The 18117-nt window shown below is 62.0% G+C and carries 15 protein-coding genes and 4 tRNA genes; 1 reads left to right on the top strand and 18 read right to left on the bottom strand.

From position 1 onward, the window contains the following. Positions 1-12 precede the first annotated feature (12 nt). Together K7431_RS14305 and K7431_RS14300 are read right to left on the bottom strand one after the other, a co-directional pair. Positions 13-207 carry a hypothetical protein gene (locus K7431_RS14305; RefSeq protein ID WP_043205656.1) on the bottom strand — a complete coding sequence of 65 codons (195 nt, stop codon included), beginning with the start codon at positions 205-207 and terminating at the stop codon, positions 13-15. Positions 208-320: 113 nt separating this feature from the next. Further along, positions 321-397: transfer RNA gene (locus K7431_RS14300), tRNA-Val, on the bottom strand. 184 nt (positions 398-581) lie between these two features. Between K7431_RS14300 and K7431_RS14295 the strand changes: the two genes are divergently transcribed. Beyond that, positions 582-1865, top strand: a complete 1284-nt coding sequence (locus K7431_RS14295; protein WP_015884963.1) for an NAD(P)/FAD-dependent oxidoreductase — start codon at positions 582-584, stop codon at positions 1863-1865. 173 nt (positions 1866-2038) lie between these two features. Here K7431_RS14295 and K7431_RS14290 read toward each other — a convergent pair. The 16 genes from K7431_RS14290 to leuB form a co-directional block, all read right to left on the bottom strand. Further along, positions 2039-2115: transfer RNA gene (locus K7431_RS14290), tRNA-Asp, on the bottom strand. 105 nt (positions 2116-2220) lie between these two features. Then, a tRNA-Asp gene (locus K7431_RS14285) sits at positions 2221-2297 on the bottom strand. Positions 2298-2352: 55 nt separating this feature from the next. Next, positions 2353-2428: transfer RNA gene (locus K7431_RS14280), tRNA-Val, on the bottom strand. 107 nt (positions 2429-2535) lie between these two features. Continuing rightward, positions 2536-3300, bottom strand: a complete 765-nt coding sequence (locus tag K7431_RS14275) for an SDR family oxidoreductase (protein WP_043205657.1) — start codon at positions 3298-3300, stop codon at positions 2536-2538. Between the two features lie 11 nt (positions 3301-3311). Further along, positions 3312-4523, bottom strand: coding sequence for an O-succinylhomoserine sulfhydrylase (locus K7431_RS14270; protein ID WP_014719150.1), 1212 nt, complete (start codon positions 4521-4523; stop codon positions 3312-3314). A gap of 65 nt (positions 4524-4588) precedes the next feature. Further along, positions 4589-6094 carry an amidophosphoribosyltransferase gene (purF, locus tag K7431_RS14265; protein ID WP_015884965.1) on the bottom strand — a complete coding sequence of 502 codons (1506 nt, stop codon included), beginning with the start codon at positions 6092-6094 and terminating at the stop codon, positions 4589-4591. A gap of 41 nt (positions 6095-6135) precedes the next feature. Next, positions 6136-6693 (bottom strand): CvpA family protein, encoded by a 558-nt coding sequence (locus tag K7431_RS14260; protein WP_015884966.1) that lies wholly within the window; start codon positions 6691-6693, stop codon positions 6136-6138. A gap of 257 nt (positions 6694-6950) precedes the next feature. After that, the gene (locus K7431_RS14255; RefSeq protein ID WP_043205659.1) at positions 6951-7613 is read right to left on the bottom strand and encodes an SPOR domain-containing protein; all 663 of its coding nucleotides are present in this window, start codon (positions 7611-7613) and stop codon (positions 6951-6953) included. Further along, positions 7597-8904, bottom strand: coding sequence for a bifunctional tetrahydrofolate synthase/dihydrofolate synthase (gene folC, locus K7431_RS14250; RefSeq protein WP_015884967.1), 1308 nt, complete (start codon positions 8902-8904; stop codon positions 7597-7599). The genes K7431_RS14255 and folC overlap by 17 nt, the downstream gene beginning before the upstream one ends. Beyond that, positions 8901-9821: an acetyl-CoA carboxylase, carboxyltransferase subunit beta gene (accD, locus tag K7431_RS14245; protein WP_015884968.1), complete on the bottom strand. Its 921-nt coding sequence runs from the start codon at positions 9819-9821 to the stop codon at positions 8901-8903. Before accD ends, folC begins: the two co-directional genes overlap by 4 nt. A 244-nt stretch (positions 9822-10065) precedes the next feature. Continuing rightward, positions 10066-10698 (bottom strand): phosphoribosylanthranilate isomerase, encoded by a 633-nt coding sequence (locus tag K7431_RS14240; RefSeq protein ID WP_015884969.1) that lies wholly within the window; start codon positions 10696-10698, stop codon positions 10066-10068. 64 nt (positions 10699-10762) lie between these two features. Continuing rightward, complete coding sequence (gene truA, locus K7431_RS14235; protein WP_043205660.1) at positions 10763-11587, bottom strand: tRNA pseudouridine(38-40) synthase TruA; 825 nt, start codon at positions 11585-11587, stop codon at positions 10763-10765. Positions 11588-11870: 283 nt separating this feature from the next. Further along, on the bottom strand, positions 11871-14432 hold the full coding sequence (locus K7431_RS14230; RefSeq protein ID WP_015884971.1) for a FimV/HubP family polar landmark protein: 2562 nt from the start codon (positions 14430-14432) through the stop codon (positions 11871-11873). Positions 14433-14592: 160 nt separating this feature from the next. After that, a complete protein-coding gene (locus tag K7431_RS14225) occupies positions 14593-15603 on the bottom strand; it encodes an aspartate-semialdehyde dehydrogenase (protein ID WP_043205661.1) in 1011 nt (336 codons plus the stop codon). 237 nt (positions 15604-15840) lie between these two features. Beyond that, positions 15841-16953 (bottom strand): aspartate-semialdehyde dehydrogenase, encoded by a 1113-nt coding sequence (asd, locus tag K7431_RS14220; RefSeq protein WP_015884973.1) that lies wholly within the window; start codon positions 16951-16953, stop codon positions 15841-15843. A gap of 64 nt (positions 16954-17017) precedes the next feature. After that, positions 17018-18100, bottom strand: a complete 1083-nt coding sequence (gene leuB / locus K7431_RS14215) for a 3-isopropylmalate dehydrogenase (RefSeq protein WP_015884974.1) — start codon at positions 18098-18100, stop codon at positions 17018-17020. Positions 18101-18117 lie beyond the last annotated feature (17 nt).

The following is an 18117-nucleotide window of genomic DNA, read 5'->3' as shown; positions in this document are numbered from 1 at the left end:
TGGCGCTGTGCTTCAACGTTTATCCTGAACCTCAGGCGGCCAGGCGCTGAAGAAAAAAATCACCGCTGGAATCATCACATAGAGCCAGCGGTTGCTTGGATACGCAACCAGTCCGATGATCCACATAATCAATAAAGCACCGCCTGCTCCTCGACGGCGCTTCGGCGTAAACCACGCCCGGAACGATTCAAGTTTTTTACTCGCCATGACCATCTTCCTTTTTGATTGGCGCTTGCAAACGTTTTTCAAATCACAAGCAACAAAAAAGGGCCCACCTTTCGGTGAGCCCTTCTAGACCGCCCAGCAGAGCGGATTTTGTTTGGTAGGCGCGATTGGACTCGAACCAACGACCCCCACCATGTCAAGGTGGTGCTCTAACCAACTGAGCTACGTGCCTGCTGTGAGGCGGCATTCTACGGAATTCCGGAGGGGTGTCAACATCTTTTTTGCAGCTAACCCTATGAATATGCGAATTTTTTATTTGCGTGGAGCACACCTGTGGATTTCGGGTGGCTGGCAGGCAATTTTCAACTCAGGTAGGATCGGCGCACTCGTAAAAAATATAAAACAGAGGTTGCAGGATGGCGAACACCCCCTACCCCCAGTCGTATTACGCCGCTTCCGCGAATGCCGTTCCACCTCGCCCCGTGCTGCAAGGCGAAGTCGAAACCGATGTGTGCGTGATTGGCGCCGGCTACACCGGTCTTTCCAGTGCGTTGTTCCTGCTGGAGAACGGTTTTCGCGTAACGGTGCTGGAAGCCGCCAAGGTGGGTTTTGGCGCCTCAGGCCGCAACGGCGGGCAGATCGTCAACAGCTACAGCCGTGATATCGATGTGATCGAACGCAGCGTCGGGCCCAAACAGGCACAGCTGCTGGGGGAGATGGCATTTGAGGGCGGCAGGATCATCCGCGAGCGGGTGGCCAAGTATCAGATCCAATGCGACCTGAAGGACGGCGGTGTGTTCGCCGCGCTCAACAGCAAGCACATGGCCCACCTGGAGTCACAGAAGCGCCTGTGGGAGCGCTACGGCCACACGCAACTGGAGTTGCTGGACGAGCGCCGTATCCGCGAAGTAGTGGCGTGTGACAACTATGTGGGCGGTTTGCTGGACATGAGTGGCGGACACATCCATCCCCTCAACCTGGCACTCGGCGAAGCGGCAGCCGTGGAGTCTCTGGGCGGTACGATCTACGAGCAATCGGCAGCGGTGCGAATCGAGCGCGGCGCCAACCCGGTGGTGCACACCGCCGAAGGCAAGGTCAGGGCCAAGTTCATCATCGTCGCAGGCAATGCCTACCTGGGCAATCTCGTGCCAGAGCTGGCGGCCAAGTCGATGCCGTGCGGCACACAAGTGATCACCACCGCCCCCTTGGGCGACGAACTGGCAAAAACGCTGCTGCCGCAGGACTACTGCGTCGAAGACTGCAACTACCTGCTCGACTACTACCGCCTCACCAACGATAAGCGCCTGATCTTCGGCGGTGGCGTGGTGTATGGCGCGCGCGACCCGGCGAACATCGAGGCGATCATCCGGCCGAAGATGCTCAAGGCGTTTCCGCAGCTCAAGGACGTAAAGATTGACTACGCCTGGACCGGCAACTTCCTGCTGACCCTGTCGCGCTTGCCGCAGGTGGGCCGCCTGGGCGACAACATCTACTATTCACAGGGCTGCAGTGGTCATGGCGTAACGTATACGCACCTGGCGGGCAAGGTACTGGCGGAGGCACTCAGAGGCCAGGCAGAGCGCTTTGATGCGTTTGCCGACCTGCCGCACTATCCGTTCCCGGGCGGGCAACTGCTGCGCACCCCGTTCGCGGCGCTGGGGGCCTGGTATTACGGGCTGCGGGATAAACTGGGGTTTTGAGCCAACTCAATCGTGGGAGCGCACTTGCTCCCACCGTTTGATGGAGGCGCACCCCGAGCCAAATCGCAGACACAAAAAACCCCGGTCTTTCGACCAGGGTCTTTGCTATCGGATCAAAGTAGCCAACGGCTTTCTTTGTGCTTCAAGGCGTTCAGTGGGCCTTGAGGCAGATATGGCGCAGCGGACGGGACTCGAACCCGCGACCCCCGGCGTGACAGGCCGGTATTCTAACCGACTGAACTACCGCTGCGTATCGCTTGACCAGCTGAGCTCAAAGCCTCAACCGTCTTTAAACATCTGACCGATCAGCCTTGGCTGTTCGATCTCAAGCCCGACGAATCGAACCTGGAAAATATGGCGCAGCGGACGGGACTCGAACCCGCGACCCCCGGCGTGACAGGCCGGTATTCTAACCGACTGAACTACCGCTGCGCGTCGGTGCAACCTTTAACGTTGCGTCTTGCCCTGGGGCAAAACTCTCAAGAAGTGGTGGGTGATGACGGGATCGAACCGCCGACCCTCTGCTTGTAAGGCAGATGCTCTCCCAGCTGAGCTAATCACCCTTTGCTTCGTTGAGGCCGCGAAATTTACGCAGGTAGCGGACCTAAGTCAATAGCCCGCTTGAAGTTTTTCTGAAAAAGACAAAATGGCTTCAAGACGGCTATCCGCTCTACTCGCTGTAAATCATCTTCTTGCTCATGCCACCGTCCACCACGAACTCTTGCCCGGTGACAAACCCCGCCTGACGCGACAGCAGCCACGCCACCATCGCCGCCACATCCTCTACGGTACCCACCCTGCCCGCCGGATGCTGGGCATGATCGGCGTCACTCAACGGCTCGGCACGACGCGCTGCAGGATCACGCGCATCGATCCAGCCAGGGCTGACCGCATTGACCCGCACTTCCGGCCCCAGGCTCATCGCCAAGGCATGCGTGAGGGCCAACAGGCCACCCTTGCTCGCCGCGTAGGCCTCGGTGTCCGGCTCAGACTGGCGAGCCCGGGTCGACGCCAGGTTGACGATGGCGCCACCATGGGCCCGCAGATACGGCGCACAGTGCTTGGCCAATAACATCGGCCCACTGAGGTTCACGGCCAGCACACGATTCCAGTAGGCCAGGTCCAGGCTTTCCAGGGTCATATTGCGCGGGTCCGCCACCGCTGCGTTGCAGACCAAGGCGTCCAGGCGCCCAAACTGCCCCAATACCTCGGCGACACCTTGGGCGACTTGCTTCTCGTCAGCCACGTCCATGCTGATAAACCAAGCGTTCTCACCCAGCACCTTGGACACCTTGGAACCGCGCTCGCGGTCCAGGTCCGTCAACACCACTTGCCAGCCTTCGCTGATCAGCCACGCGGCAATCCCGAGGCCTATGCCCCGCGCCGCGCCCGTGACCAGCGCAACACGCCCGTTACTGGCGGCCGCAGCTTCCATGGACCACTCGATCACAAGGCAGCCAGCCCGCGAGCCAGGTCAGCTTGCAAGTCAGCCACGTCTTCGAGGCCGACCGCGATGCGAATCAGACTGTCACGGATACCCGCCGCCTCACGTTCCTGTGGCGCCAGGCGACCGTGGGACGTGGTGCTCGGGTGGGTAATGGTGGTCTTGCTATCCCCCAGATTGGCGGTGATAGAGATCAGGCGGGTCGCATCGATAAAGCGCCAGGCCCCGTCTTTGCCACCCTTCACTTCGAAGCTCACCACGGCGCCGAAACCTCGTTGCTGGCGCTGGGCCAACGCGTGTTGCGGGTGGCTCTTGAGGCCGGCGTAGTGCACCTTCTCGATACCGTCCTGCTGCTCCAGCCACTCGGCCAGCGCCTGGGCGTTGGCGCAATGGGCCTTCATGCGCAGGCTGAGGGTTTCCAGGCCTTTGAGGAAGATCCAGGCGTTGAACGGGCTCAAGGTCGGACCGGCCGTGCGCAGGAAGCCGACGACTTCTTTCATCTGCTCGCTGCGACCCGCAACCACACCGCCCATGCAACGACCCTGGCCGTCGATGAACTTGGTGGCCGAGTGCACGACGATGTCCGCGCCCAGCTTCAACGGCTGTTGCAGCGCCGGCGTGCAGAAGCAGTTGTCGACCACCAGCATGGCGCCCTTGGCGTGCGCCACTTCGGACAACGCCGCGATATCCACCAGCTCCGCCAATGGGTTGGAGGGCGACTCGACGAACAGCAGCTTGGTGTTGGCCTTGATCGCCGCCTCCCATCCGGACAGGTCCGCCAGCGGCACGTAGTCCACTTCGATGCCGAAGCGCTTGAAATACTTCTCGAACAGGCTGATGGTCGAGCCGAACACGCTGCGCGACACCAGCACGTGGTCGCCGGCACTGCACAGGCTCATCACCACCGCCAGGATCGCTGCCATGCCAGTGGCCGTGGCCACTGCCTGCTCAGCACCTTCCAACGCCGCGATACGCTCTTCGAACGCGCGCACAGTCGGGTTGGTATAACGCGAATACACGTTGCCCGGCACTTCGCCAGCAAAGCGCGCAGCCGCATCGGCCGCCGTACGGAACACATAGCTGGAGGTGAAGAACATCGGGTCACCGTGCTCACCTTCCGGTGTGCGGTGCTGGCCGGCGCGCACAGCCAGGGTATCGAAAGCTACGCCATCGAGGTCGCTGTCCAACCGACCGGCATCCCATTCCTGACTCATGCTGCGACTCCTTACTCAATTCTTTATTTAAGATACAAAACCGGCCCCTCAGGGCCGGTTGTCACTCAGTTGTTGTACAGATCGATGATCGCACTGACCGCCTGGGTCTTGATCTTCGACGAGTCGTTACGCGCCTGCTCGATCTTGTTCAGGTAGGCCTCGTCGACGTCACCGGTCACGTACTTGCCGTCGAACACGGCGCAGTCGAACTGGTCGATCTTGATCTTGCCACCGCCGACCGCTTCGATCAGGTCCGGCAGGTCCTGGTAGATCAGCCAATCCGCGCCGATCAGGTCGGCAACGTCCTGGGTCGAACGGTTGTGAGCGATCAGTTCGTGGGCGCTCGGCATGTCGATACCGTACACGTTCGGGTAACGCACGGCAGGCGCAGCGGAACAGAAGTACACGTTCTTCGCGCCGGCTTCGCGGGCCATCTGGATGATCTGCTTGCAGGTGGTGCCACGCACGATGGAGTCATCCACCAGCATCACGTTCTTACCGCGAAATTCCAGCTCGATGGCGTTGAGCTTCTGGCGCACCGACTTCTTGCGCGCAGCCTGGCCCGGCATGATGAATGTCCGGCCAATGTAGCGGTTCTTCACGAAGCCTTCGCGGAACTTGACGCCCAGGTGGTTGGCCAGCTCCAGCGCAGCGGTACGGCTGGTGTCCGGGATCGGGATCACCACGTCGATGTCGTGCTCTGGACGCTCGCGCAGGATCTTCTCGGCCAGCTTCTCGCCCATGCGCAGACGTGCCTTGTACACCGAAACACCGTCGATGATCGAATCCGGACGCGCCAGGTAGACGTGTTCGAAGATGCACGGGGTGAGTTTCGGCGCCACGGCGCACTGGCGGGTGTGCAGCTTGCCATCTTCGGTGATGTACACCGCTTCACCCGGCGCGAGGTCGCGGATCAGGGTGAAGCCCAGCACGTCCAGGGACACGCTTTCGGAAGCGATCATGTACTCGACGCCTTCGTCGGTGTGACGCTGGCCGAACACGATCGGACGAATACCGTGCGGGTCACGGAAGCCGACGATGCCATAACCGGTGACCATGGCCACTACGGCGTAGCCACCGACGCAACGGTTGTGCACGTCGGTGACGGCGGCGAACACGTCTTCTTCGGTCGGCTGCAGCTTGCCGCGCTGGGCCAGCTCGTGGGCGAACACGTTGAGCAGCACTTCCGAGTCGGAACTGGTGTTGACGTGGCGCAGGTCAGATTCGTAAATCTCCTTGGCCAGTTGTTCAACGTTGGTCAGGTTACCGTTGTGCGCCAAGGTGATGCCGTACGGCGAGTTGACGTAAAACGGTTGAGCTTCGGCCGACGTCGAGCTACCGGCAGTCGGGTAACGCACATGACCAATGCCCATGTGCCCGACCAGGCGCTGCATGTGACGCTGGTGGAACACGTCACGTACCAGACCATTATCCTTGCGCAGGAATAACCGGCCGTCGTGGCTGGTCACAATACCGGCAGCGTCCTGGCCGCGGTGCTGGAGGACGGTTAGCGCGTCATACAGCGCCTGATTGACGTTCGACTTACCGACGATACCGACGATGCCACACATGCGACGCAACCCCTACTTAATGAATCTTGACTGAACACAGCTTACTGAGGCGTTTTGGCCGGTAAGAGGTGTTCCTTGAACGGAAGATCAGCGGGTACGCTGATTCCGCTGGCCAGCCACTGACTGCTCCACCCCAGAATGAGGTTCTTGGACCAGTCTGCAACCAATAGAAATTTTGGCACGAGTACCGACTCCTGCCACCACGAATCCTGCTGTACCGGCCCCAGGCTCAACAGCCCGACCGCCACGACCACCAGCAACGCGCCACGCGCAGCGCCGAAGGCCATGCCGAGAAATCGATCGGTCCCGGAGAGGCCGGTGACACGTATCAACTCGCCAATAAGATAATTGACCATTGCTCCCACCAGCAGCGTGGCGATGAACATGATGGCGCAGCCCGCGATGACGCGAGCCGAAGGTGTCTCGATGTATCCGGCCAGGTAGACCGACAATGAACCGCCGAACATCCAGGCTACGACTCCTGCGATGATCCAGGTCAGCAACGACAATGCTTCTTTTACGAAGCCGCGGCTTAGACTGATCAAAGCGGAGATGGCGACGACTGCAACAATCGCCCAATCAACCCAGGTAAATGGCACGTTTGAGCCTACGGACGGATGAGGCGGCGCATTTTAGCAGAGCGCTGGGCTGTCGGTAAGCTGTGATTGCGGCTGCTTTGCAAATCAATAGTTTGTGGCGAGTGAATCCAATTTCAAGCACACCCTAAAACAACTGTGGGAGGAGACTTACCCCCGATAGCGGACTGCCAGCCAATACACACATGACTGATCCATCGCCATCGGGGGCAAGCCCCCTCCCACACTTGACTGCATTCCAAGCTCAAACCGCTGCGAAATCAGCCGCGCTCAGGCTGGAAACGGGTCACAAAACCCTTCAGGTTCTGCTGGCGATCCAGCAAGTCCCGCAGGCGATCCGCTTCGGCACGCTCGATCAGCGGCCCGATAAACACGCGGTTCTTGCCATCGGCGCTGCGGATATAGGCGTTATAGCCCTGGCTACGCAGCTTCTTCTGCAACGCGTCGGCGCCTTCGCGATTGCCCAGGCTGGCCACCTGAATCGACCAACTGATCGGCAGACCATTCGGATCGATACGGCTCTGCCCCACCTCCGGCTTGCCCGGTGCGGCAGGTTGCGGCGCTACCGGCTTAGGTGCAGGCGCGGGCGCAGCGGGCTTGGCGGCGGCAACCGGCGCGGCGGGCGCCGGCTTGACCACTGGCACGCTGGGTTGCACCGGCATCGACGGTGCCTGCTGCGCGGCCACTTCATCATCGGTCGGCACGGGTTCTTCTTCCGGCAACGCCTGAGGCTCAGGCACCACCACCGGCTCAACCTGAACCTGCGGCACCGCCGGGGCTTGTGGCGCGGCCGGAGCCTCAACCACCACCTGACGCTCTTCGTCCTGGCGAGAAAACAGCATCGGCAGGAAAATCACCGCCAGCGCCACCAGAACCAAGGCTCCGACCATTCGCTGCTTGTATGCGCTATCCAGTAATGCCATGTGCAGCTTCCTCCGTGGAGCGCCGGGCCAACCACTCAAGCGCCTCGGCAACACAATAAAATGACCCGAACAACAGAATCTCATCATCGGGCGTGGCAATGGCGCACTGTGCTTCAAGGGCATCGGTCACGCTTGCATACGACGCCACCGCTGCACCAAGGTTCTGCAAGGCCACTTCCAGTTCAGCGGCCGGACGGCTGCGCGGGGTATCCAGCGGCGCCACGGCCCAGGCCTGGACATTGCCCAACAAGGGCGCAACCACACCTTCCAGATCCTTATCAGCCAGCAGACCAAAGACCGCAAGGCGACGACCGACCGGCGGCGTGCGGGACAGCCGCTGCGCCAGGTACTCGGCCGCATGGGGGTTATGCCCCACATCCAGCAGCAGGTTCAGGCGCTTGCCTTGCCATTCGAACTCACGGCGATCCAACCGCCCGACCACGCGCGTGGCCAACAAGGTGGTGGCAATCTGCTCGGCGCTCCACGGCAGGTCCAGCAACAGATAGGCCTGCAGCGCGAGTGCGGCGTTTTCCATCGGCAGGTTCAGCAACGGCAGATCGTGCAACTCTACAGCCTGGCCACGGGCATCGCGCCCACGCCATTGCCAGTGCTGCTCACCGATCTCGAGGTTGAATTCGCGGCCGCGCAGGAAAAACGGGCAATCCAGCTCACGCACCTTATCCAGCAGGGTATGCGGCGGCTCCACGTCACCGCACAGCGCAGGCTTGCCCTGGCGGAAGATCCCGGCTTTTTCATAGGCCACGGATTCACGGGTATTGCCCAGGTAGTCGGCGTGGTCCACACCAATGCTGGTGACCAACGCCAGATCGGCATCCACCACGTTGACCGTGTCCAGACGCCCACCCAGGCCGACCTCCAGCACCACCACATCCAGTTGCGCACGCTCAAACAGCCAGAACGCCGCCAGGGTGCCCATCTCGAAGTAAGTCAGGGAAATCTCGCCCCGGCCCGCATCGAGTGCGGCGAAGGCTTCGCAGAGTTGCTCATCCGAGGCTTCGACGCCATTGAGCTGCACCCGCTCGTTGTAACGCAGCAGGTGCGGGGAATTGTAGACGCCGACTTTCAGCCCTTGGGCCTGCAGCAGCGCCGCGACAAAGGCACAGGTAGAGCCTTTGCCGTTGGTACCGGTCACCGTGATCACGCGCGGTGCCGGGCGGCCTAACCCGAGGCGGGCCGCTACCTGTTGCGAGCGCTCCAGGCCCATGTCGATGGCGGACGGATGCAACTGCTCAAGGTAGGCGAGCCACTCGCCCAGGGTACGCTGGGTCATAGGTTCGCAGGCACCGGCGGCACAACGATCGGCTCAACTTTAGGCGCGACGTAGACGGGCGTCGGCAGGCCCATCATCTGTGCCAGCAGGTTGCCCAGGCGTGGACGCAGTTCACCGCGCGGGATGATCAGGTCGATCGCGCCGTGCTCCAGCAGGAACTCGCTGCGCTGGAAACCTTCCGGCAGTTTTTCACGTACGGTCTGCTCGATCACACGCGGGCCGGCAAAGCCGATCAGCGCCTTCGGCTCGCCGACGATCACGTCACCCAGCATCGCCAGGCTGGCGGAAACGCCGCCGTAGACCGGGTCGGTCAGCACGGAGATAAACGGGATGCCTTCTTCACGCAGACGCGCCAGTACCGCGGAGGTCTTGGCCATTTGCATCAGCGAGATCAGGGCTTCCTGCATACGCGCGCCACCGGAGGCGGCGAAGCAGATCATCGGGCAACGGTTTTCCAGGGCGTAGTTGGCGGCGCGCACAAAGCGCTCACCGACGATGGCACCCATGGAGCCGCCCATGAACGAGAACTCAAACGCCGACACCACGACAGGCATGCCCAGCAGCTTGCCGCTGACGGAAATCAGCGCGTCTTTCTCACCGGTCTGCTTCTGCGCAGCGGTCAGGCGGTCCTTGTACTTCTTGCCGTCGCGGAACTTGAGACGGTCAACCGGCTCCAGGTCCGCGCCCAGCTCGCTACGGCCTTCGGCATCCAGGAAAATGTCGATGCGGGCGCGGGCGCCGATACGCATGTGGTGGTTGCACTTGGGGCAAACGTCCAGGGTCTTTTCCAGCTCCGGGCGGTACAGCACCGCGTCGCAGGATGGGCACTTGTGCCACAGACCTTCAGGAACCGAGCTTTTCTTCACCTCGGAACGCATGATCGAAGGGATCAGTTTGTCTACTAACCAGTTGCTCATGCTTTCTTTCTCCAGTACCGGTGGCTTGAACACAGCCCCGCGTATGCCCTTGAGCTAAATTCATATGTGGCGATGACACATGCTGGACGGGGTCAGACGTTCGACCGGCCTGTTCCCGCATGTATCCTCAGCCTTCCAGACAACCTGCCAGCGCAGGGTTGCCACTTCATTTCCGGGCCACCCACAGGCGGCGCCGGGCTGTTTTACACAGTGGTAGTTATGGACGGCGGCAGACTGCCAGCCGTCACATCGCACCGCTGCTGTTGCGCACGGCCTGCATGAACGCGCGAATCTTGCTGTGATCCTTGATGCCCTTGCCCTGCTCTACTCCACCGCTGACATCCACGGCATACGGTTGTACCTGCTCGATCGCCGCCCCGACATTCGTGGGGGTGAGCCCACCGGCCAGGATGATCGGCTTGCTCAACCCCGGGGGAATCAGCGACCAATCGAACGCCTCGCCGGTACCGCCAGGCACGCCTTCGACGTAGGTGTCCAGCAGGATCCCGCGAGCGCCACTGTAGGCGGCACACGCTGCCGCGATATCGTCCCCGGACTTGACGCGCAGCGCCTTGATATACGGGCGCTGGTAGCTTTCACACTCGTCGGGTGTTTCGTCACCGTGGAACTGCAGCATATCCAGGGGCACGGCATCCAGGGTTTCGTTGAGTTCGCAGCGGCTGGCGTTGACGAACAAACCCACGGTGGTCACGAACGGCGGCAGTGCGGCGATGATCGCTCGCGCCTGCAACACATTCACCGACCGCGGGCTCTTGGCGTAAAACACCAAACCAATGGCGTCCGCCCCCGCCTCGACTGCCGCCAGCGCGTCTTCTATGCGGGTAATCCCGCAAATCTTGCTGCGAACGGCTGACATGTCGTGAAAACCTCAGGGGTTGGGCCGAGAAAGTCCCGGATGGTAACAAAAGCTTTTCCGGGCGTCAGCCGCCAAGTTCGCTGAAACCTGTGAGGAAGTGTGGCCCGATGAAACGCTCCGGCAATTCGAACTCGTCGCGGTACTCCACATCCACCAGGTACAGGCCGAACGGATGCGCCGTGACCCCGCCGGTACGGCGAACCCGGCTTTCCAGCACTTCCTTGGCCCACGCCACCGGGCGCTCGCCGGTGCCGATGGTCATCAGCACCCCGGCAATGTTGCGCACCATGTGATGCAAGAAGGCCCCGGCGCGGATATCCAGCACGATCATCTTGCCGTGGCGGGTCACGCGCAGGTGGTGGACTTCCTTGATCGGCGACTTCGCCTGGCACTGGCCGGCACGGAAGGCACTGAAATCATGCACGCCCACCAGGTGCTGCGCGGCTTCGGCCATGCGCTCGGCGTCCAGTGGGCGGTGGTTCCAGGTGATTTCTTCGTTGAGGTGCGCCGGGCGGATCTGGTCGTTGTAGATCACATAGCGATAACGCCGGGCAATGGCCTTGAAGCGCGCATGAAAATGCGCAGGCATGACCTTGGCCCAGCTGACGCTGACATCATGGGGCAAATTGATATTAGCCCCCATCACCCAGGCTTTCATTGAGCGCTCAGCCTGGGTGTCGAAGTGCACCACCTGGCCGCAGGCATGCACGCCAGCATCGGTACGCCCGGCGCACATCAGCGACACTGGCGAGTCGGCAACTTTGGACAGGGCCTTCTCCAGGGTTTCCTGCACTGTCAGCACGCCGGAGGCCTGACGCTGCCAGCCGCGATAACGCGAGCCCTTGTATTCCACGCCCAGCGCGATGCGGTAAAAGCCTGCGGCCGCCATTTCGGCGGCCGGATTATCTATATTTGCCAAGAACTGAGAGCCTGATGAGTTGCGCGAAGGCGGCTATTATAAAGGCGACTACACAGTGGCGGGCGCTTTTGTAATGGATTGGCTTGAGCCAATGTGGGAGGGGGGCTTGCGGTGGTGGGTGGGGTTATTCCTCCAGATCTAGTGGGGCTGCTTCGCAGCCCAGCGCGGGGCAAGCCCGCTCACTACAAGAAGCCCGATTACCATAGGAAGCCCGATCACCACGGCAAGCCCCACACTGGATTTGCGTCGCCCGTTAAATACGGCCGAGCATTTCCTTGGCCTCGCCACGCTGCGCCTCGTCACCCTCGGTCAGCACTTCGGAGAGGATGTCCCGTGCGCCGTCCGCATCACCCATGTCGATATAGGCCTGGGCCAGGTCGAGCTTGGTTGCCACTTCGTCTGTGCCGGAAAGGAAGTCGAACTCCGGCTCGTCATCGCCCATTGCCGCATCTTCCGCGGTGAACGATGGTTCGATGGACGGGTGTTCCAGGCTCTGGGACAGACGGTCCAGCTCGGCGTTGACATCATCCAGCTCCGACGCGAACGCATCAGGCTTGGCGCCCGCTTCCGGCTCATCGGCCAGGGACAGGTCGAAATCTTCCGGCAGGTCGAAGTCGTCCAGTGCCGCAGGCGTCAAGGTCGGCGGCTCGACGGCCGGCACGTCCTTCATCTGGTCTTCCAGGCCTGAGAGGAAGTCGTCATCGGATTGCGCCGAAGCCGGCGCATCCAGTTGCAGGTCCAGGTCGAAGTCCGACAGGTCATCGGGGCTGGCGTTGGCTTCGGTCTGCTGCTTCAGAAGCGACTCGAAGGTCTGCTGATCGTCCTTGACCTCCGCTGGGGAGGCTTCTTCCAGGTCGTCCAGGCTCAGATCGAAATCGGTGTCGAAAGCCTCCGGTTGCGCAGGCGCCGGCTTGTCTTCGAGCAAATCCTTAACGTATTGAGCATCCAGGGCAGCGGCGGCCACCGCCGCGCTGACACCCGCCGCCAACACGGCCATGGCCGGGAAGCGACTCTTGAGCTGCTCGACCTGGGCATGGTTTTCACCATTGGCCACCAGTTGACGCTCCTGGCTCACGAAGCCGTCCTTGTCGTTTTGCAAACCGTAGACTTCCATCAGCTTCAAACGCAGATCGCTGCGTTTGGGCTCATGCTTGATCGCCTGCTGCAACACATCGGCGGCCTGGTTCAGGTGGCCACGATCGATATGGGATTGAGCTTGGGCCAACGCATCGTTGGCGTTTACCGGGGCGACAGCAACGGCCAGCGGCGCCAGCACGGAAGCAACGGTCGGCACAACGACAGCCGGCTCGGCCACCGGGGCCGGTGCTGGCGCGGCGGCCAGCTTGACGTTTGGCGGCGGCACTTCCAGGCCTTCGAAGCTGTCCGGCGGCAGGTCATGGTCGATGTTCGAGGTGAACACCGGCTCTTCAGCCAGCGCCCGCGCCATGCGCAGGTGCTTTTCCTCTTCGAGGCGTGCGTTGCGATGGCGCGCCCACAACAGCAGGAGCAACAGCACCAGCAGGCCAGCCGCACCGCCGACCACGCCGAGTACGATCGGGTTGGTCAGCACGTCATTGAATTTACCTTCGGTGCTGTCAGGCGCTGCATCCGCCTTGACGGGCTCAGGCGCGGGCGCGGCGGGCGCTGGGGTAGCGGTGGCGGCATCCGGCGCGGCCGGGGCAGCCGCCGGTTCGCCGGCCAACTGCGCGGGCATCGCCGCCGTGGCCGCCGTGGCCGAAGCGGCCGGGACACCCTTTTCAGCCTGCAGACGCGCGAGTTGATCGTTTTTCAGTTGAATCAGCTTTTGCAGCTTGTCCAACTGGCTTTGCAAGTCGGCAGCGCGGCTTTTCAGCTCTTCGTTGTCGCGACGGGTGGTGTCCAGTTGCTCCTGGGTCATCGCCAGTTTGTCGCTCAGCGCCGCGCTATCGCCCGCCTTGCCCTTGGCGCCCTTCTTGGCCGCCTCGGCCGACACCAGGCTCAAGTTGTCCTTGGCGTTGGTGCTCGCGGGCGCATTGCCAGCCTGGGTGCGCTTGGTAGCGTCCAGCTGCTGCTTGCCCGCCGCAGGGTTGGTTGCGGCACGTCGCCCCTGGCGCCAGGCGGCGTTCTGCGCGCTCACTTCGGCAATCGCCTGGGGTTGCGGCAGTGCGGTGCTTTGTACGGTATCCGGCAGGCGCAGGACCTGACCAGTTTTAAGGCGGTTGATATTGCCGTCGATAAACGCGTCCGGGTTCAGCGCCTGGATCGCCAGCATGGTCTGCTGAACCGAGCCGCCGTTACGGTTCTTCGCGGCAATTTCCCACAAGGTGTCGCGGGGCGTGGTGGTGTGCTGTGCGGGTTTGCTCACGGCCGGCGCTGTGCTGGACGGCGCTGCCAGGCGCGGTGCCGGCGCGGCGGTCGTCGGTGCGGGCTGGTCGAACTTGGCCGGGTCGAGCAAAACGCTGTAGTCGCGCATCAAACGGCCATTAGGCCATTGCACCTGCAGCAGGAAACGTACGTAGGCGTCCGGCAACGGCTTGCTGGAGGTGACACGCACCACGCTGCGGCCGTTGGGATTGATCACCGGAGTGAACGTCAAGTCATTGAGAAATGCCTGGCGATCAACACCGGCATCCACAAACGCCTGGGACGAGGCCAGGCTCGGCGTGATCTCGGAAGCCGTGAGGCCACCGACATCGAGCAATTCGATTTCCACCGCCAACGGCTGGTTCAACTTCGACTTGAGGGTCATCTCCCCCAGCTGCAGCGCCTGCGCCATACCGGAGGACAGCGCCGAGGCGGCCGCTATTGCTAACACCAGTTTGCGAACTTGAACCATAGCCTCATCCTTTTTGAACACTCCCCGGCCTGCGAGAAGGTTGGTAACCGCTGCCATAAGGCATGGCGAGCCGATAGGTCACCGACGCGCAACTTTTCCTACCTGGGGCCAAGCATAGCGCCTGGCTAGAATCAATCTACAAATTGCCGCCAAGTATCTTTTACGCAAGGCCTTTTATCAACAACTGCGCCAGCTGTACGGCATTCAGCGCGGCGGCTTTGCGTACGTTATCTGACGTCAGCCACAGATTTAGTTCCGCCGGGTCATCCACGCCCGCACGAACCCGCCCTACATAGATCACATCCTGGCCCACGGCGTCACCCACCGCAGTGGGGTAGTCGCCCTCGTCCACCAGCTCTATACCTGGGGCTGCGTCGAGTAGGCGGTTCACGGCAGCGAGGTCCACCGGTGCTCCCAGTTGCAGAGACACAGTCAGGCTATCGCCAAAAAACACCGGGGCTTGAACGCAAGTTGCGGAAATCTTTAGCAAAGGTAATTCCAGCACTGCGCGCAGTTCGTGTACCAGGCGCTTTTCCAAGGCGGTATGACCTTGGGCGTCCGGCGTGCCGACTTGTGCCAACACATTGAAGGCGACCTGGCGATCAAAGAATTTCGGCTCCAGCGGGCGCATATTCAGCAGCTCGGCGGTTTGCCGGGCCAGCTCGCTGACGGCCTCACGGCCCTGGGACGACATCGCCAGGCTGGCGGTGACGCTCACGCGCTGGATATCCAGCACGCTACGCAAGGGGGCGAGGACGACTGCCAAGTTGGTCGCCGACGGGCTTGGGCTGCCGAGCTGGAACGGCTTACTCAGGCCGTCCAGCACATGGGCATTGGCTTCCGGCACCACTTGCGGCGCCTGCTCGGCCGGCAATGCGCCAGACAGATCAATCAACGAGCAGCCCGCCGCCGTGGCGCGCGGCGCAAAACTTGAGGTGACCGCCGGCCCCGCCGCAAAGAACGCCAGCTGGACTTTACTGAAGTCGAACTCGTCAACCTCCCTCACCCGCACGTTCTTGCCGCGAAACGGCACCGATGCACCGGCGGAGTTGCTGCCTGCCAGCAGATGCAGGGTGCCGACCGGGAAGTCCAGCTCTTCGAGGATCTGCACCAGGGTTTCACCTACGGTGCCGGTGGCGCCGATCACGGCGATATCAAAGGTCGGGTTCATGGGGACTGCCTCGGGCATTGCGGGGGGAGCGGCACTTTACCGGGTGGTGGGGGGCGAGGCAATTAAGCTGGGATTTGTGGCGTGGCTGATGGCCATATCGGGGGCAAGCCCCCTCCCACATTTGGGCGCGTTCGCCAATCAAGGGTGGGAGGGGGCTTGCCCCCGATAAGGCCCGACCAAACAACAAAAAACCCGCGCCTGTCACCAGTCGCGGGTTTCTCTCATTGCCTCAAACTATCAACGTTCCAGCAGAATCCGCAGCATGCGGCGCAGCGGTTCGGCCGCGCCCCACAGCAGCTGGTCGCCTACGGTGAACGCGCCCAGGAACTGGCTGCCCATGTTCAGCTTGCGCAGACGGCCTACCGGTACATTCAAGGTGCCGGTGACCTTGGTCGGGCTCAGCTCCTGCATGCTGATGTCGCGGTTGTTCGGCACCAGCTTGACCCAGGGGTTGTGCTGGCTGATCAACGCTTCGATATCGGCGATCGGCACGTCTTTGTTCAGCTTGATGGTCAGCGCCTGGCTGTGGCAGCGCATCGCGCCGATACGCACGCAGATGCCGTCCACCGGGATCGGGCTCTTGAAGCGGCCGAGGATCTTGTTGGTCTCGGCCTGGGCCTTCCACTCTTCGCGGCTCTGGCCGTTCGGCAGCTCTTTGTCGATCCAGGGGATCAGGCTGCCGGCCAATGGCACGCCGAAGTTCTCGGTCGGGTACGCCTCGCTGCGCATGGCTTCAGCCACACGGCGGTCGATGTCGAGGATCGCGCTGGCCGGGTCGGCCAGTTGATCGGCGACGGCAGCGTGGGTCGCGCCCATTTGCTTGATCAGTTCGCGCATGTTCTGCGCGCCGGCCCCGGAGGCCGCCTGATAAGTCATGGCGCTCATCCACTCGACCAGGCCGGCTTCGAACAGGCCACCCAGGCCCATCAGCATCAGGCTGACGGTGCAGTTGCCGCCGACGTAGTTCTTGGTGCCCGCGTCCAGTTGCTGGTCGATGACCTTGCGGTTCACCGGATCAAGGATGATCACCGCATCGTCCTGCATGCGCAGGCTGGAGGCGGCGTCGATCCAGTAACCCTGCCAGCCGGCTTCGCGCAACTTGGGGAAGACTTCGCTGGTGTAGTCGCCACCCTGACAGGTCAGAATCACGTCGAGGGTTTTCAGCTCTTCAATGTTGTAGGCGTCCTTGAGCGGAGCAATATCCTTGCCCACGGACGGCCCTTGGCCACCCACGTTCGAAGTGGTGAAAAACACCGGCTCAATAAGATCGAAATCCTGCTCTTCCAGCATCCGCTGCATGAGCACGGAACCGACCATACCGCGCCAACCGATCAGACCTACACGTTTCATCGCAACTACACCTTGTTAAAAAGTGGGCCGCCTTGCAGCAACAACTGCAAGCGGGCCCGAGAGATTACAGATTCCGCAGCGCGGCGACTACTGCGTCGCCCATTTCTTGCGTACCGACCTTGGTGCAACCCTGCGACCAGATGTCGCCGGTGCGCAGGCCCTGATCGAGTACCAGGCTCACGGCCTTCTCGATGGCATCCGCCGCGTCGCTCAGGTTGAAGCTGTAACGCAGCATCATGGAGACCGACAAAATGGTCGCCAACGGGTTGGCAATGCCCTGGCCCGCGATGTCCGGCGCCGAACCGTGGCAAGGCTCGTACATGCCCTTGTTGCGGGTGTCCAGGGACGCCGACGGCAGCATGCCGATGGAACCGGTGAGCATCGACGCCTGGTCGGACAGGATGTCGCCGAACAGGTTGTCGGTGACGATCACGTCGAACTGCTTGGGTGCACGCACCAGTTGCATGGCAGCGTTGTCGACGTACATGTGGCTCAGTTCGACGTCCGGGTAGTCCTTGGCCACTTCTTCGACGATTTCGCGCCACAGTTGGCTGGAGGCCAGCACGTTGGCCTTGTCCACCGAGCAGACCTTCTTGCCACGCACGCGGGCCATGTCGAAACCGACACGGGCGATACGGCGGATTTCGCTCTCGCTGTAAGGCAGGGTGTCGTAGGCCTGGCGCTCACCATTTTCCAACTCACGCACACCGCGTGGCGAGCCAAAGTAGATACCACCGGTCAGCTCGCGCACGATCAGGATATCCAGGCCCGCGACCACTTCCGGCTTGAGGCTCGAGGCGTCCGCCAGTTGCGGATAGAGGATGGCCGGGCGCAGGTTGCCGAACAGGCCCAGTTGCGCGCGGATTTTCAGCAGGCCGCGCTCAGGGCGGATGTCACGTTCGATCTTGTCCCATTTCGGGCCGCCCACGGCGCCGAGCAGCACGGCGTCGGCCGCGCGGGCACGGTCCAGGGTCTCGTCGGCCAGCGGTACGCCGTGCTTGTCGATGGCAGCGCCGCCGATCACGTCGTGGCTCAGCTCGAAGCCCAGGCTGTACTTGCTGTTGGCGAGCTCCAGTACCTTGACCGCTTCGGCCATGATTTCCGGACCAATGCCGTCGCCAGGGAGAATCAGAATCTGCTTGCTCATGCGTTCCTCATTTCATC

The sequence above is a fragment of the Pseudomonas fluorescens group sp. genome (genome assembly GCF_020093335.1).
GTDB classification, from domain to species: domain Bacteria; phylum Pseudomonadota; class Gammaproteobacteria; order Pseudomonadales; family Pseudomonadaceae; genus Aquipseudomonas; species Aquipseudomonas petroselini.
The sequence above is the reverse complement of the archived record's forward strand: the minus strand, read 5'-3'. Positions and strand labels throughout refer to the sequence as shown.

What these genes read in the sequence shown, in the direction of transcription:
- K7431_RS14295 (WP_015884963.1), top strand. Translation starts at nt 582, where the DNA reads ATGGCGAACACCCCCTACCCCCAGTCGTATTACGCCGCTTCCGCGAAT.
- accD (WP_015884968.1), bottom strand. Translation starts at nt 9,821, where the DNA reads ATGAGCAACTGGTTAGTAGACAAACTGATCCCTTCGATCATGCGTTCC.
- K7431_RS14305 (WP_043205656.1), bottom strand. Translation starts at nt 207, where the DNA reads ATGGCGAGTAAAAAACTTGAATCGTTCCGGGCGTGGTTTACGCCGAAG.
- K7431_RS14230 (WP_015884971.1), bottom strand. Translation starts at nt 14,432, where the DNA reads ATGGTTCAAGTTCGCAAACTGGTGTTAGCAATAGCGGCCGCCTCGGCG.
- K7431_RS14255 (WP_043205659.1), bottom strand. Translation starts at nt 7,613, where the DNA reads ATGGCATTACTGGATAGCGCATACAAGCAGCGAATGGTCGGAGCCTTG.
- K7431_RS14275 (WP_043205657.1), bottom strand. Translation starts at nt 3,300, where the DNA reads ATGGAAGCTGCGGCCGCCAGTAACGGGCGTGTTGCGCTGGTCACGGGC.
- asd (WP_015884973.1), bottom strand. Translation starts at nt 16,953, where the DNA reads ATGAAACGTGTAGGTCTGATCGGTTGGCGCGGTATGGTCGGTTCCGTG.
- K7431_RS14270 (WP_014719150.1), bottom strand. Translation starts at nt 4,523, where the DNA reads ATGAGTCAGGAATGGGATGCCGGTCGGTTGGACAGCGACCTCGATGGC.
- truA (WP_043205660.1), bottom strand. Translation starts at nt 11,587, where the DNA reads ATGGCGGCCGCAGGCTTTTACCGCATCGCGCTGGGCGTGGAATACAAG.
- leuB (WP_015884974.1), bottom strand. Translation starts at nt 18,100, where the DNA reads ATGAGCAAGCAGATTCTGATTCTCCCTGGCGACGGCATTGGTCCGGAA.
- K7431_RS14225 (WP_043205661.1), bottom strand. Translation starts at nt 15,603, where the DNA reads ATGAACCCGACCTTTGATATCGCCGTGATCGGCGCCACCGGCACCGTA.
- folC (WP_015884967.1), bottom strand. Translation starts at nt 8,904, where the DNA reads ATGACCCAGCGTACCCTGGGCGAGTGGCTCGCCTACCTTGAGCAGTTG.
- K7431_RS14240 (WP_015884969.1), bottom strand. Translation starts at nt 10,698, where the DNA reads ATGTCAGCCGTTCGCAGCAAGATTTGCGGGATTACCCGCATAGAAGAC.
- purF (WP_015884965.1), bottom strand. Translation starts at nt 6,094, where the DNA reads ATGTGTGGCATCGTCGGTATCGTCGGTAAGTCGAACGTCAATCAGGCG.